This window comes from Streptomyces sp. BE303, from assembly GCF_036290945.1.
GTDB lineage: Bacteria > Actinomycetota > Actinomycetes > Streptomycetales > Streptomycetaceae > Kitasatospora.
In genome coordinates this window covers 1-14,419 of record NZ_JAQYWZ010000723.1, presented here as the reverse complement: position 1 = coordinate 14,419, position 14,419 = coordinate 1, and the positions used below count along the sequence as shown (strand labels likewise).

The 14,419-nt window shown below is 75.4% G+C and carries 10 protein-coding genes; 5 read left to right on the top strand and 5 right to left on the bottom strand.

The features are described 5' to 3' along the window. Positions 1-9: 9 nt before the first annotated feature. From PUR56_RS21555 to PUR56_RS21540, 4 genes are all read right to left on the bottom strand, one after another. Complete coding sequence (locus PUR56_RS21555; protein ID WP_329950109.1) at positions 10-384, bottom strand: transglycosylase SLT domain-containing protein; 375 nt, start codon at positions 382-384, stop codon at positions 10-12. Between the two features lie 522 nt (positions 385-906). Next, a complete protein-coding gene (locus PUR56_RS21550; RefSeq protein WP_329950108.1) occupies positions 907-2,451 on the bottom strand; it encodes a carboxyl transferase domain-containing protein in 1,545 nt (514 codons plus the stop codon). A gap of 371 nt (positions 2,452-2,822) precedes the next feature. Next, positions 2,823-3,761, bottom strand: a complete 939-nt coding sequence (locus tag PUR56_RS21545) for a sirohydrochlorin chelatase (protein WP_329950107.1) — start codon at positions 3,759-3,761, stop codon at positions 2,823-2,825. Further along, entirely contained in the window at positions 3,761-4,906 is a 1,146-nt protein-coding gene (locus PUR56_RS21540; RefSeq protein WP_329950106.1) for a uroporphyrinogen-III synthase, read from the bottom strand. The genes PUR56_RS21545 and PUR56_RS21540 overlap by 1 nt, the downstream gene beginning before the upstream one ends. A gap of 390 nt (positions 4,907-5,296) precedes the next feature. Between PUR56_RS21540 and PUR56_RS21535 the strand changes: the two genes are divergently transcribed. The 5 genes from PUR56_RS21535 (at position 5,297) to PUR56_RS21515 (ending at position 13,311) form a co-directional block, all read left to right on the top strand. Then, positions 5,297-7,459 (top strand): molybdopterin oxidoreductase family protein, encoded by a 2,163-nt coding sequence (locus PUR56_RS21535; RefSeq protein WP_329950157.1) that lies wholly within the window; start codon positions 5,297-5,299, stop codon positions 7,457-7,459. Beyond that, positions 7,459-8,688 carry an NAD(P)/FAD-dependent oxidoreductase gene (locus tag PUR56_RS21530; RefSeq protein ID WP_329950105.1) on the top strand — a complete coding sequence of 410 codons (1,230 nt, stop codon included), beginning with the start codon at positions 7,459-7,461 and terminating at the stop codon, positions 8,686-8,688. Before PUR56_RS21535 ends, PUR56_RS21530 begins: the two co-directional genes overlap by 1 nt. 143 nt (positions 8,689-8,831) lie before the next feature. Continuing rightward, a complete protein-coding gene (gene nirB / locus PUR56_RS21525; protein WP_329950104.1) occupies positions 8,832-11,438 on the top strand; it encodes a nitrite reductase large subunit NirB in 2,607 nt (868 codons plus the stop codon). Next, positions 11,435-11,953, top strand: a complete 519-nt coding sequence (locus PUR56_RS21520) for a nitrite reductase (NAD(P)H) small subunit (RefSeq protein ID WP_443034543.1) — start codon at positions 11,435-11,437, stop codon at positions 11,951-11,953. The genes nirB and PUR56_RS21520 overlap by 4 nt, the downstream gene beginning before the upstream one ends. Continuing rightward, complete coding sequence (locus PUR56_RS21515) at positions 11,950-13,311, top strand: nitrate/nitrite transporter (protein WP_329877806.1); 1,362 nt, start codon at positions 11,950-11,952, stop codon at positions 13,309-13,311. Before PUR56_RS21520 ends, PUR56_RS21515 begins: the two co-directional genes overlap by 4 nt. A 78-nt stretch (positions 13,312-13,389) precedes the next feature. Here PUR56_RS21515 and PUR56_RS21510 read toward each other — a convergent pair. Further along, positions 13,390-14,419: substrate-binding domain-containing protein (locus PUR56_RS21510; RefSeq protein WP_329950103.1), on the bottom strand; the 1,030-nt coding region annotated here is incomplete at its 5' end.

Here is a 14,419-nt window from a genome sequence, read left to right as displayed (position 1 = left end):
GGGGTCGGTTTAGTACCAGTGGTGGGTCTGCCAGAACGACCAGGCGGCGTTCGGGCTGCCGTAGCGGGTGTTCATGTAGTCCAGCGCCCACTTGATCTGGGTGGTGGGGTTGGTCTTCCAGTCGGAGCCGTGCGTCGCCATCTTCGAACCCGGCAGCGCCTGCGCCAGGCCGTACGCGCCCGAGCTGGGGTTGGTCGCGGTCACGTTCCAGCTGGACTCGTGGGAGATGATCTGCTTGAACGCGGCGAGCTGGCCGGCCGGCACGATCTGGGCGGCGATGGCCTGCGGGGACGCGGTCGCGGCCGAGGCGGTGGCGGGCACCAGGCCGGCGCCCAGGGCGGTCAGACCGGCGGCACCGGCAAGAAGAGCGGCAGAAGTGCGCATACGAAGCTTGAAAGCGGGCATGAAGAACAAGACCTCAATCAGGTTGGGCCGGTGCACGTCCCGCCCCGACCGCGGCCGGACAGGGGCCGAAACGGTCGCGGGGCGTGCCCGGCGAAAAGTCTGCGGAAAGCCGCTCCCGGTGGGACAGGTACCGGGTGCGGCTGACGACTGAGCCATTGTTGCCAGACGCGGAGGGCGCCCGCCAAGACCCCCCGGATACGACGCACCGTCGTAGCGGCGGGCGGTGCCGCGAATCGAAGGCGGCGCGGTGACGGCGCGCCGCAATGCCCGCTGAGCTGCACCGATGTCCGCAACGGGCGGGGCCGCTCAAAGCAGTCGTCGCCGGACGGCGCGGGCACTATCGACCGTCGTGGCCGTCGAATCCCTGTGAGCGCACTCACCGGACCGGCTCGCGGCACCGTCACCGACCGGCGCGCCGCCGCCACCACGGGTACAGACGATCTGAGAGCGGCGCCACAGGCGCGGGTACCGGATGCGCAGGCACGGCGCCGGAAACCGGTCTCACGGGGCGATCGCGTCCCCCAGTCGCCGGTGCCGCAGGGCGCGGGCGGCCGACCGCTCCGCCGCCGACAGCCGTGACAGCTCGCCGAGCGCGACGCCGACGGCCCGTCCGAGCCGTTCGCAGAACGCCGCCGGCTCCTCGGCGGCGTCCGGAAGCTCCGGCACGACCACGTCCACCAGACCCACCGCGGCCAGGTCGTACGCGCCGATGCCCTGGGCCCGGGCCAGTTCGGCGGCGTGCGCGCCGTCCCGGTGGACGATCGCCGACGCGCCCTCCGGCGGGAGCGGCGCCAGCCAGGCGTTCCCGGCGGCGAGTACCCGGTCGGCCGGCAGCAGGGCCAGCGCGCCGCCGCCCGAGCCCTGGCCGAGCAGCACCGACAGCACCGGCGTGCGCAGCGAGAGCAGGGTGGTCAGGCAGTGCGCGATCTCCACCGCGATGCCGTCCAGTTCGGCCTGGGCGGAGAGCTCGGCCCCGGCCGTGTCGACCACCGTGACCAGGGGCATCCCGAGCTGCTCGGCGAGGCCGGCGGTCCGGCGGACGGCGCGCAGGTCGGCCGCGGTGAACGGCCGCTCGCGGTCGCCGGCCTGCCGCTGCTGCCCGACCACCAGCACCGGCCGCCCTTCCAGGACGGCGAGCGCGCGCACCAGTGCGCCGTCCCGGCCGCCCGGTACGTCCAGCAGCACCAGCTCCTCGGCCGTCCGACGGAGCAGCTCGCGGATGCCCGGTCGGTCGGGGCGACGGGTCCGCCGGACGGCCTCCCAGGCGTCGGGCCGTTCGCCGGACCCGCCGGACCCGCCGGACCCGCCGGGTCGGGCGGGTCCGTCGGGCTCATCGGATCCGAGAGGCTCTCCGGGTCCGCCGGCCGGCGCCACGCGGGTCAGCACGGAGAGCGAGCGCCGCAGCACCTCGCGCAACTCCTCCGGCGCCACCACCGCGTCCACCAGGCCGCGGTCGGCCAGGGTCTCGGCGCGCTGCACGTCGGCGGGCAGCTCCACACCCCGCAGCTCCTCGTAGACGCGCGGCCCGAGGAAGCCGAGCCGGGCCCCCGGCTCGGCGAACACCAGCTGCCCGAGCGTGCCCCAGGAGGCGAACACCCCGCCCATGGTGGGGTTGCGCAGATAGGTGAGGTACGGGATGCCCGCCGCGCGGTGCGCCTGGACGGCGGCGGTGATCCGCAGCATGCAGAGGAAGGCGGCCGACCCCTCCTGCATCCTCGTCCCACCGGAGACCGGCAGAGCGACCACGGGCAGCCGCTCGGCGGTCGCCCGCTCCACGGCCCGGGTGATCCGTTCGGCCGTGGCGACCCCGATCGACCCCCCGAGGAAGCCGAACTCGGACGCGATCAGGGCGACGGTCTGTCCGCCGATCCGGCCGGTGCCGGTGAGGACCGCCTCGTCCAGTCCGGTCCGCCGGCGTGCCCGGGCGAGGCTCGCCCGGTACTCGGCGTCCGCGGGCTCCGTGTCCGCCGGCTCGTCCCAGTCCAGGTGGCTCCCGGGGTCCACGAGCAGCTCGACCAGCTGACGCGCCGTCAGTGAAACTCCCACCTGGTCCACCCCATCGTCCGATCCGCCCGCACCGACGAAGATCACCCTAGGCGGAGGGCGGCGGGCGCAGGGGGATTGGCGGGTGGGTGTGAGCAGTCCGACAGCTTCGCCGGCGGATGGGAGGAAGAGAGGAGGAAGAGAGGGGGAGGAGGCGGAAGGGAAGGAGGGGAGAGGAGAGGCGCCGGGCGCAGGCCGGTGCTCCCCCGCGCGGGGGAGAGGGATCGGGCGTCCGCACGATTCGCGACGGTCGGCGGACGCGGAGGCTGGGCACATGACGAGCACCGAGATCCTCCGACCGACCGCGACCGCGACCGCGACCGCGACTTCTCCGCGCACCGAGCGGCCCGTCCCCCGCTGGCCGCTGCCGGTGGTCAGCCTGCTCCGGCCATGGTGCTCCGGTCGGCGTGGATCCGGGCGGCGTGGATCCGGTCGGGACGGGCCCGGTCGTTCCCGGACCGGTCGGCGAGCGCCCGGTCGGAGAGTGCCTGACCGGCGCGTGCCCGGTCGTAGCGTTCGGCGACGAGGCGGGCGAGGCCGTCGTGGGTGCCGAGGGGCGCACCGGTCCAGCGCGCGGGGGTGGCGGCGGCGCGGGTGGCGAAGAAGCCCGGGGCGAGCAGGTAGGTGGCGACGGCGACGTGCCGGTGGCCGGCGGCGTGCAGGGCGGTCACCGCCTGCTGGGGGGTGGGGTGGGCGGCCGAGAGGTAGGCGGGGACGACGGGCCGGCCGTCGGCGAGGCGGTCGGCCAGCATCCGGGCCATCTGTGCGGTGTCCGCGTTGGCGGCGGGATCGGAGGAGCCGGCCGCCGCGAGGACGACCGGACCGGCGCCCGCCGGGCGGCCGCTGTCGGTGAGCCGGTCGGCGAGCGCGGCGGCGAGCAGGGGGTGCGGGCCGAGCGCGGGGGCGAGCGGGAGGTGCGCCAGCCCGGCGGCGGCGAGCGCACCGGGGAGGTCGACGCGCAGGTGGTAGCCGGCTCCCAGCAGCAGCGGGACCAGGACGGCGGGCCGTCCGCGCAGTGCGTCGAGCGCTTCCGGCAGCGAGGGGCGGGCGAGGTCCAGGAAGCAGCAGCGGACGTCGAGTTCGGGCCGCAGCTCGCGGACCCGGCCGAGCAGCGCACGGCCGGTGGCGACCCCTTCGGCGGACCGGCTGCCGTGTGCGACGGCGAGCAGGACCGGGGGTTCGTCCGCAGGCGCGCGCTGCTCGGCCGGGTCGGCCACCGACGGACCGGCGGCGCAGACGGCGCAGCCGGAGCCTGAACCCCCGGCGCTGCCGGACCGGCCGGGCGCGGTGGCGGGGTGGAGCCGGGCGGCCATCAGTCCGCCGCCAGACGGTAGCCGCGCTTCGGCACGGTACGGATCAGCCGGGCGTGCGGTCCGAGCGCCGTCCGCAGCCGGCCGACGGCCGCCTCGACGGCGTGCTCGTCGGCGACCGCGTCGGCCCAGGCCGTCCGCAGCAGGTCCGCGCGGCTGAGGACGTGGCCCGGGCGCTCCGCGAGGGCGCGCAGCACGGCCGCGCCGCGGGGGCTGAGCCAGTGGCTCTCACCGTCGACCAGGACGGCGTTCCCCTGGAGCGTCAGGGTCCTTCCGCGCAGGACGAACTCGCGGCGGCCCCGGCCCGGGAGGGTCTCCGCGAGCAGCCGGACCAGTGAGCCGAGCCGTCCGCGCTCGGGGAACACGGCGGGCAGGCCCAGTTCGGCGAACGGCCGGGCGCAGAGCGCGCCGACGCAGACCGGCAGGACGTCCCCGCGCAGCGCGTCCAGCAGCGGTTCGCGCAGGCCGTCGGCGGCGGCCGTCTCGACGAAGGCGGTGACGGCGGGGGCGCTGGTGAAGGCGAGGGCGTGGACCTGGCGGCGGACGGTCTGCTCGACCAGCCGCCGGATCGGTGCGGGGTCGTCCGGCGGTGCCCAGCGGTAGACCGGGACGGAGATCACCTCGGCGCCGCGTTCGCGCAGCGCCGCCGCGAAGGCGTGCAGCCGGACACCGTGCTCCTGGACGGCGATCCGGCTGCCGGCCAGCGGTCGGGCGAGCAGCCAGGTGAGCAGTTCGTCGGTGGCCTCGGAACCGGGAGAGAAGCCCTCACCGAGGCCGCTGGCGCGGACCGCGCCGGTGGCCTTGGGGCCGCGCGTGAGGACGACGGCGTGTCGGCAGGCCTCGGCGAGGGCGGCGCCCCGGCCCCAGCCCTCGGCGGCGCTCATCCAGCCGCGCCAGCCGACGCCGGTGGTGGCGACGACGTAGTCGAGCGGGGCGGCCAGGCACTGTTCGGTGGCCTGGCGCAGGGCGAGGTCGTCGGCGAGCGGCATGATCCGCAGGGCCGGTGCCTCCACCACCTGGGCACCACGCCGGGTGAGTAGTGCCACCAGCTCGTCGCGGCGGCGTGCGGCGGTCACCCCGATGGTGAAGCCGGTGAGGGGTCCGGGCCGCGGGGTGGGGCGCGATCCGGTGAGGGTGGTTGTTGCCATGGCCGAAAGGGTGCGGTCCGCGCGTTACGGGCCGATTGCCCGCCGGTCACCTGCGCGTTAGTGAAAGGGCTGCTCCGGTTACGGCGGATGTCCTGGGGCGCACCACGGGTGCCGGCGGGCGTGAGGGACGTGTACCGCGCGTGCAACACGGCGGACCCTGTCGCGAAACGACCGGCGGTCACATTTCTGGCCATGACCCCCGCCACCCCCGCCGGCTCCGCCTCTACCCGTACCCCCACCCCCTCCTCCGCCGACTCCACCACCTCCGTTCGCGACGTGTCCGACGTGTCCGACGTGTCCGACACGTCCGGGGCTGCCGACGCCGCGGGCGGAGCCGGCGCCGCCGATGCCACGGAGACCCACTGCCCGTACTGCTCGCTCCAGTGCGGGATGCGGCTGCGTGCCACGGACGCCGGCCCGGGGGAGGCGCCCGCCGAGGTGCTGGAGCGCGCCGACTTCCCGGTCAACCGGGGTGCGCTCTGCGGCAAGGGCCGCTCCGCGCCCGCCGTGCTGGCGGTCGGCGTCCGGCTGACCGGACCGCTGCTGCGCGACCGGCCGGGCGGGCCGCTGCGCTCGGCGGGCTGGGCGGAGGCCCTCGACCGGGTGGCGACGGGTCTCGCCGCCGTCCGGGAGCGGCACGGGGCGGACGCGGTCGGGGTGTTCGGCGGCGGGGGGCTGACCAACGAGAAGGCTTACCAGCTGGGCAAGTTCGCCCGGGTGGTGCTGGGGACGGCCAACATCGACTACAACGGCCGGTTCTGCATGTCCTCCGCCGCGGCCGCGCACCGCCGGGCGTTCGGGTTGGACCGGGGGCTGCCCTTCCCGCTGGCCGACGTCCCGCACACCGGCTGCCTGATCCTCGTCGGCGGCAATCCGGCCGAGACGATGCCGCCCGCGCTCCGCTACTTCCGCGAGATCCGGGAGAACGGCGGCACGCTGATCGTCGTCGACCCGCGCCGCACCCGGACCGCCGAACTGGCCGACCTGCACCTCCAGCCGCGCCCCGGCGGCGACCTCGCGCTCGCCCTCGGACTGCTCCACCTGGTGATCGCCGACGGGCTGGTGGACGAGGACTTCGTCGCCGCCCGGACCACCGGCTTCGACCGGGCCCGGGAGGCCGCCATGGCGCACTGGCCGGACCGGGTGGAACGGATCACGGGCGTCCCGGTGGACCTGCTCCGCCGGACGGCCCGGCTGTTCGGGCGCGCCGCGACCGGCATGGTGCTCACCGCCCGCGGACCGGAGCAGCAGAGCAAGGGGACGGACACCGTCGGCGCCTGGATCGACCTCTGCCTCGCCACCGGCAACGCGGGCCGCCGGTACGCGGGTTACGGCTGCCTGACCGGCCAGGGCAACGGGCAGGGCGGCCGGGAGCACGGCCAGAAGGCGGACCAGCTCCCCGGCTACCGTTCCATCGAGGACCCGGCCGACCGCGCACACGTCGCCGGGGTGTGGGGCGTCGATCCGGAGGCCCTGCCGAGGTCCGGCCGCTCCGCGTACGAGCTGCTGGACGGCCTCGGGCAGCCGGGCGGGGCGCGGGCGCTGCTGCTGATGGGCTCCAACCCGGTGGTCTCCGCGCCGAACGCCGCCCACGTCACCTCCCGGCTGCGCGGCCTCGACCTGCTGGTCGTCGCCGACCCGGTGCTCTCCGAGACGGCCCGGCTGGCCGACGTCGTGCTGCCGGTCACCCAGTGGGCCGAGGAGGACGGCACCACCACCAACCTGGAGGGCCGGGTGATCCTGCGCCGCCGGGCCGTGGACCCGCCCGAGGGGGTGCGCAGCGAACTGTGGCTGTTGCGCGAACTCGCCGCCCGGCTGGGCGTGGAGGCCGGCTTCCCGGACGACGCCGAGCAGGTCTTCGACGAACTGCGGCGTGCCTCGGCGGGCGGGGACGCGGACTACGCGGGCATCAGCTACCGGCGGATCGCGGCGGAGAACGGCGTCTTCTGGCCCTGCCCCGACGCCGGGCACCCGGGCACGCCGAGGCTCTTCCTGGACCGGTTCGCCACCCCGGACGGCCGCGCCCGGTTCGCTGCCGTGACCCACCGTCCGGCGGGGGAGGAGCCCGACGGGGAGTACCCGCTGCACCTCACCACCGGCCGGGTGCTCGCCCAGTACCAGAGCGGGGCGCAGACCCGGCGGGTCGCCGAGCTGAACGCCGCCGCTCCCGGGCCGTTCGTCGAGCTGCACCCCCGGCTGGCCGCCCGGCTCGGCATCGCCGACGGCGATCCGGTCGCGGTGGTCAGCCGGCGGGGCCGGGCGGTGGCGCCGGCCCGGGTGACCGACACGATCCGGCCGGACACCGTGTTCATGCCGTTCCACTGGCCCGGGGCCGGGCGGGCCAACAGCCTGACCAACCCCGCGCTCGACCCGGTCTCCCGGATGCCGGAGTTCAAGACGTGCGCGGTGCGGGTCGAACCCGCGGCCCGGCCGCGGCCGGAGCAGGAAGGGCGTCCCGACCGGGAGGCGCGGCCGATGCAGGAGGCACGGGCGGGTCGGGCGACGCGGCCCGGGGCGCGCCGGCCGGACGACACGGCATGGGCGGTGGCGTGATGCGTACGGAGCGAAGGATCGCCGTGGTCGGGGGCGGCATGGCGGGCGCCCGCTTCGCCGAGCGGTACACCGCGCTCGGCGGCGCCGGCACCGTCACCGTCTACGCCGCCGAACCGCGCACCCCCTACAACCGGGTGCTGCTGGCCGACGTGCTCACCGGACGGTACGACGCCGAGGCGATCGCCCTGCCGCTGGGCGCCGCCCGGCTCCGCGCCGGCTGCGAGGCGGTGACCTTCGACCCGGACGCCCGGACGCTCGGCCTCGCCGACGGAACGGTGGAGCCCTGGGACGAACTGGTGCTGGCCACCGGCTCCAATCCCGTGCTGCCGCCCGTCCGGGGCCTGCGGCGCGCCGACGGGGCCGGACTCACCGAGGGCGTGCACACCCTCCGTTCCCTGGACGACTGCACCCGGCTCGCCGAGGACGCCGTCACCGCCCGCCGGGCCGTGGTCGTCGGTGGCGGTGTGCTCGGTGTGAGCGCCGCCCGTGCGCTGGCCGCACTCGGTGTCCGGACCGAGATCGTCCACCAGGGACCGTATTTGATCGAGCGTCAGCTCGATGCGGAGGCGGGTGCGGCGCTCCGCGCCCGGCTCGACGGGCTGGGTGTCGCGACCTACCCCGGCAACCGGGCCCGCACGGTCGTCGCCCCCGACGGCCGGGTCGCCGCCGTGGAGCTGGCCAACGGCTACCGGCTCGACTGCGACCTGGTGGTGCTCGCCTGCGGCACCCGGCCGCGGACCGCGCTGGCCCACGCCGCCGGTCTGCCGGTGGGCACCGGAGTGCTGGTCGACGACCGCCTCGCGGCCGGCGCACCGCACGTGTCCGCCATCGGCGACTGCGCCGAACACCGGGGCGCCGTCCAGGGATCGGCCATCCCCGCCTGGGACCAGGCCGACATCCTCGCCCTGCGGCTCTCCGGCGCCGACCCGGGCGCCCGCTACACCGGCTCCCGCCCGTCGGCGCGGCTGAGCGCCGCCGGCCTGGAGTACGCGGCCTTCGGCGCCGTCGACGAGACGGGCGACGAGGGGCTCGACGTCCTCCGGCTCACCGACGCCACCCGGGGCAGCTACAAGAAGCTCGTGCTGCGGGGCGACCGGCTGGTCGGGGCCATCCTGTTCGGCGATCTGGCCGGTCTCGACGCCCTCGCCGACGCCTGGGCCCGCGACGACCCGCTCACCGGCCACCCGCTGCACCTGCTCACCGCGGGCTCCGGACCCGCGCCCGGATGAGCGGCCGGGCCCGACCCCCGACCGCCGGACCCCGACCCCCGGCCGCCGCCCGCTGCCTGACCGATGTCCCGACCGCCCCGGCCCTAACAGGTTCCCCCGGTTCCCCCGTCACCCTTTCCCGCACCACCCCGAGGAGTCACGCCATGACGTCGCACACGCCCGACCGGCCGCGGGACCTCGTCCTGGTCGGCCACGGCATGGTCGGCCAGCGCTTCCTGGAGTCCTGGACCGAGCAGCCGGGCGCCGACCGCTGGCGGGTCACCGTGCTCGCCGAGGAGCCCCGCCCCGCCTACGACCGCGTCCACCTCGGCGCACTGTTCGACGGCCGCACCGTCGAGGACCTCGGTCTCTGCCCGCCCGGCTTCCTCACCGAGCACGGCATCGACCTGCGCCTCGGCGACCCGGTCACCGCCGTCGACCGGGCCGCCCGCACCGTCACCACCCGGTCCGGGAACCTGCTCCGGTACGACGCCCTGGTGCTGGCCACCGGTTCGGTCCCCTTCGTGCCGCCGGTGCCCGGCCACGACGCCGACGGCTGCCACGTCTACCGCACCGTCGAGGACGTGGAGGAGATCAGGGCCGCCGCCGCGGCCGCCGCGACCGGTGTGGTGGTCGGCGGCGGACTGCTCGGACTGGAGGCGGCCGGCGCGCTCCGGGCGATGGGGCTCGCCACCCACGTGGTCGAGTTCGCACCCCGGCTGATGGCTGTCCAGGTCGACGAGGGCGGCGGCGAGCTGCTCCGCCGCAAGATCGAGGACCTCGGCGTCACCGTCCACACCGCCGCCGGCGCGAGCGGCGTCGCCACCGGTCCCGACGACCGGGTCCGGGCCCTGACGCTCTCCGACGGCCGCGAACTCGTCGCCGACCTGGTGGTGTTCTCCGCGGGTGTCCGCCCGCGTGACCAGCTCGCCCGCGACTGCGGCCTCCCGGTCGGCCCGCGCGGCGGCGTCGTCGTCGACGAGCGCTGCCGCACCGAGGACCCGGCCGTGCTGGCGATCGGCGAGTGCGCCCAGGCCGCCGACGGCCGGGTCTACGGGCTGGTCGCCCCGGGCTACCAGATGGCCGAGACCGCCGCCCGCGAACTCGCCGGCCGCCCCGGCGCGGGCTTCACCGGCGCCGACACCTCCACCAAGCTCAAGCTGCTCGGCGTCGACGTGGCCAGCTTCGGCGACCCGCACGGCACCGCCGACGGCGCCCTCGACGTGCTGTACAGCGACAGCCGGCTCGGCGTGTACCGCAAGCTGGTGATCGGCCGGGACGGGGCCCTGCTCGGTGGGGTCCTGGTCGGTGACACCGAGTCCTACGGCGTCCTGCGCCCGCTCGCGACGGCCGGCAAGCCGCTCACCACGCCGCCCGAGCAGCTCGTCCTGCCCGCGGGGTTCGCCGCCGCCGGCCCGATCGCGCTGCCCGACGACGCGGTGCTCTGCTCCTGCCACAACGTCACCCAGGGCGCCGTCCGCACCGCCGTCCGCGACCAGGGCTGCGAGACCGTCGCCGCCGTCAAGAAGTGCACCCGGGCCGGCACCGGCTGCGGCAGCTGCCTCAAGCAGCTGAGCACCGTGGTCACCGAGGAGCTGACCGCCGCCGGCACCGCCCCGCAGACCGGTCTCTGCGAGCACTTCCCGCAGACCCGCGCCGAGTTGTACGAGATCGCGCTGGTCACCGGCCTCACCACGTTCTCCGGGCTGATCGACCGCCACGGCAGCGGCGAGGGCTGCGACATCTGCAAGCCGACCGTCGCCTCCATCCTCGCCAGCCTCTCCAACGGCCACATCCTGGATGGCGAGCAGGCCGCGCTCCAGGACTCCAACGACCACTTCCTCGCCAACCTCCAGCGCAACGGCTCCTACTCGGTCGTTCCGCGCGTGCCCGGCGGCGAGATTACCCCGGACGGTCTGATCGCGATCGGCGAGGTGGCCCGCGACTTCGGCCTCTACACCAAGATCACCGGCGGCCAGCGGATCGACCTCTTCGGCGCCGGCGTCGACCAACTCCCCGCCATCTGGCGCCGCCTGGTCGACGCCGGCTTCGAGTCCGGGCACGCCTACGGCAAGGCGCTGCGCACCGTGAAGTCCTGCGTCGGAGAGACCTGGTGCCGGTACGGCGTCCAGGACTCCGTGGCCCTCGCCATCGAGCTGGAGCTCCGGTACCGCGGACTGCGCTCCCCGCACAAGCTCAAGTCGGCGGTCTCCGGCTGCGCCCGCGAGTGCGCCGAGGCCCAGAGCAAGGACTTCGGCATCATCGCCACGTCCGCCGGCTGGAACCTCTACGTCGGCGGCAACGGCGGCATGACCCCCCGCCATGCCGACCTGCTCGCCGCCGATCTGGACCGCGATACCCTGATCCGCACCATCGACCGGTACCTGATGTTCTACATCCGCACGGCCGACCGCCTGGAGCGCACCTCCGTCTGGCTGGAACGGCTGGAGGGAGGTCTGGACCACCTGCGTGCGGTCGTCCTCGACGACTCGCTCGGCATCGCCGCCGAGCTCGACCAGCTGATGGACCGTCACGTCGGGTCCTACCAGGACGAGTGGGCCGCCACCCTGGCCGACCCGGACCGCCTGCGCCGGTTCGCCTCCTTCGTCAACGCCCCCGGCACGCCCGACCCGGCCGTCACCTTCGTCCCCGAACGCGGCCAGATCCGCCCCGCCCGCCCCGACGAGGACGGCCACGTCCTCACCGCCCCCGTCTACGCCCCCACCCCGGTCCTGGTGGCCGGTCCCCGACTGGAGGTGCTCGCCAAGTGACCGTGGAGATCCACGACGGCAACCGCTGGCAGCCCGTCTGTACCCTCGACGACCTGCAGCCCGGCCGCGGCGTCGCCGTCCTCCTCGCCGCGGCCGACGACGGCAACGACGCGCAGGTGGCCCTCTTCCTCGACCGCGCCGGCGCCCTGCACGCCGTCGACAACCGCGACCCGTTCAGCGGCGCGTACGTCCTCTCCCGCGGCCTGCTCGGCAGCCGCGGCGACCGGCCCACCCTCGCCTCGCCGATGTACAAGCAGGTCTTCGACCTCACCGACGGCCGCTGCCTCGACGAGGACACCGCCCCCGACGGCAGCCCCGCCGTCCTCCGGCGCTGGCCCGTCCGCACCACCGCCGAGCACACCGCCCCGGGCACCACCGCCGAGCACACCGCCCCGGGCACCACCCCGCGCCCCGCCCGGGGCACCGACCCGCAGACCGACTCGCAGACCGACTCGCCAACCGTTCCGCAGACCGCCCCGAGCACCGCCCCCATAATCCGGGAGGACCAGGCATGAGCACCGCCGTCGAAACCCCGCCCGCCCGCGCCGGCAGAGCCGGTGCCCCCACCCTCACCCACTGGGACCCGGAGGACACCGAGTTCTGGGAGCGCACCGGCGCCCGGACGGCCCGCCGCAACCTCGTCTACTCCGTGGCCTCCGAGCACATCGGCTTCTCGGTCTGGAGCCTCTGGTCGGTCCTGGTCCTCTTCCTCGGGCCGGAGTACCACATCGACCCGGCCGGGAAGTTCACCCTCACCGCCCTGCCCACCGCACTCGGCGCCGCGCTCCGCCTCCCCTACACGTACGCCGTCGCCCGCTTCGGCGGCCGCACCTGGACCGTGATCAGCGCCCTGCTGCTGCTCGTGCCCACCGTGCTCGCCGCACTGGTCCTCACCCCCGGCGTCTCCTACGGCACCCTGCTCGCGGTGGCCTGCGTCGCCGGCGTCGGAGGCGGCAACTTCGCCTCCTCGATGGCCAACATCAACGCCTTCTACCCGCACCGCCTCAAGGGCTGGGCGCTCGGCGTCAACGCCGGCGGCGGCAACCTCGGCGTCCCCGCCGTCCAGCTCCTCGGCCTGCTCGTCCTCGCGACCGCCGGCGCCGGCCACCCCCGCCTGCTGCCGCTGCTCTACCTCCCGCTGATCGTCCTCGCCGCCGTCGGCGCCTGGCGGCGGATGGACAACCTGCCCGCCACCCCGCGCTCCGCCGACCGCTCGTTGCGCGAAGTCGCGCGAGACCCGTACGGCTGGGCCGTCTCGACCCTCTACATCGGCACCTTCGGCTCGTTCATCGGCTTCGGCTTCGCCTTCGGGCAGGTCCTCCAGGTGCAGTTCCACGACCGCTTCGACACCCCGGTCAAGGCCGCCGCGCTCACCTTCCTCGGCCCGCTGCTCGGCTCCCTGCTGCGCCCGGTCGGTGGCCGGCTCGCCGACCGCTGGGGCGGCGCCGTGGTCACCCTGGTCACGTTCGTCGCCATGGGCGCCGGCACCGCCGTGGTGCTGTCCGCCTCCCGGGCGGGCTCGCTGCCGCTCTTCCTCGCGGGGTTCATCGCGCTCTTCGTGCTGAGCGGCATCGGCAACGGCTCGACGTACAAGATGATTCCGGCCCACTACGAGGGCCGCTCCCGCGCCGCCGTCGCCGCCGGTGCCGATCCGGTCGCCACGGAGGCCGCGGGCCGGCGCCGCACCGCCGCCCTGATCGGCCTGGCCGGTGCGATCGGTGCCTTCGGCGGGGTGCTCGTCAACCTGGCCTTCCGCCAGTCCTTCCTCTCCAGCCGCAACGGCGACGCCGCCTACCTGGCCTTCCTCGCCGCCTACCTGTTCTGCGCGGCGCTCACCTGGGTGGTCTGGCTCCGGCCCGGCGCCCGGCGCTGACGGCGCGGCCGGCCCGGGACGCGCCCGGAGAACCGCCGCGGGCCCCGGACGCAGTACGCGTCCGGGGCCCGCGGTCGGTCAGTTGTGGGTGTGCGAGCCGCATGCGGGGCCCGGTAGCGGGAGGAAGCCGTGCAGGCGGATGTCGGCGGCGCCGGTGCCGCTCCGGCAGATCCAGCCGGACGGGCCGAAGATGGCGCGCAGCGCGACACCGTGCGCGTCCAAGGCGTTCCACTCGGACTGGCGGACGGTGTTGTAGAGGACTCGCCCGTACGCCGAAGCCGAGTAGGGCGCGCTGATGGTGTGGGTCGTGGGGTTGACCGGTTGGACGTTGTTGACCGAGCGTGGCACGAGCACCCCCGGGTTGTCGGTCGGGGTGGAGTAGCCGCCGTAGACCTGGCCGACGTAGCGGCCGACGGAGTACGGGACGATCACGTCCGGGTCGTGCAGGACCGCGTCGGTGCCCTGGTTCTCCCGTTCGACGACACCGACGCACGAGTGGTCCGTCCAGGGGTCCCCCACGATCGCGGAGTAGTAGTCGAGGGCCTGAAGGAAGAACCCGGAGGAGTCCATGGAGGCGCCGTCCACCCCCGACCGGGTCACCAGGAGGTGGCCGGCCAGCATCGGGCGGATGGTGGCGTCGGGCAGCGCCGGGTCGATCTGCCGCCAGTTGGTGAGGGTGCAGGTGTAGATGGCGCGCAGCTGCGCGGTGGTGAGGTTGGCCGGGGCGTGGCCGCCGGCCGGGGCGGCCCAGCTGACGGCGTCCTTGGCCATGGCGACGAACAGCGTGTTCACGCTGTCGTCGACCTTCGGGCCCCGGGTGCTGCGGGCGAAGTCCAGCGTGCCGCTGGTGGTGGAGGCCAGCGCGATGATTCCCGCGTTGGACCGGTCGGGGCGGACCAGCGGGGACGATCCCGCCTTGGGGGTGATGAGGTTCGCCCCGACCGAGTCCCAGCTGTAGAGGCGGGGTGAGGTGGTGTTGCCGGCGGCGGTGAGGGAGGCGTTGTAGTCGGTGGAGAGCTGGTTGAAGAGCGACTCCGTGACCTGGGCGCCGACGCCGACGATGTCGGTGGCGGCGGGCGGGGGCACGGGGATCGGCTGGGGCGGGTCG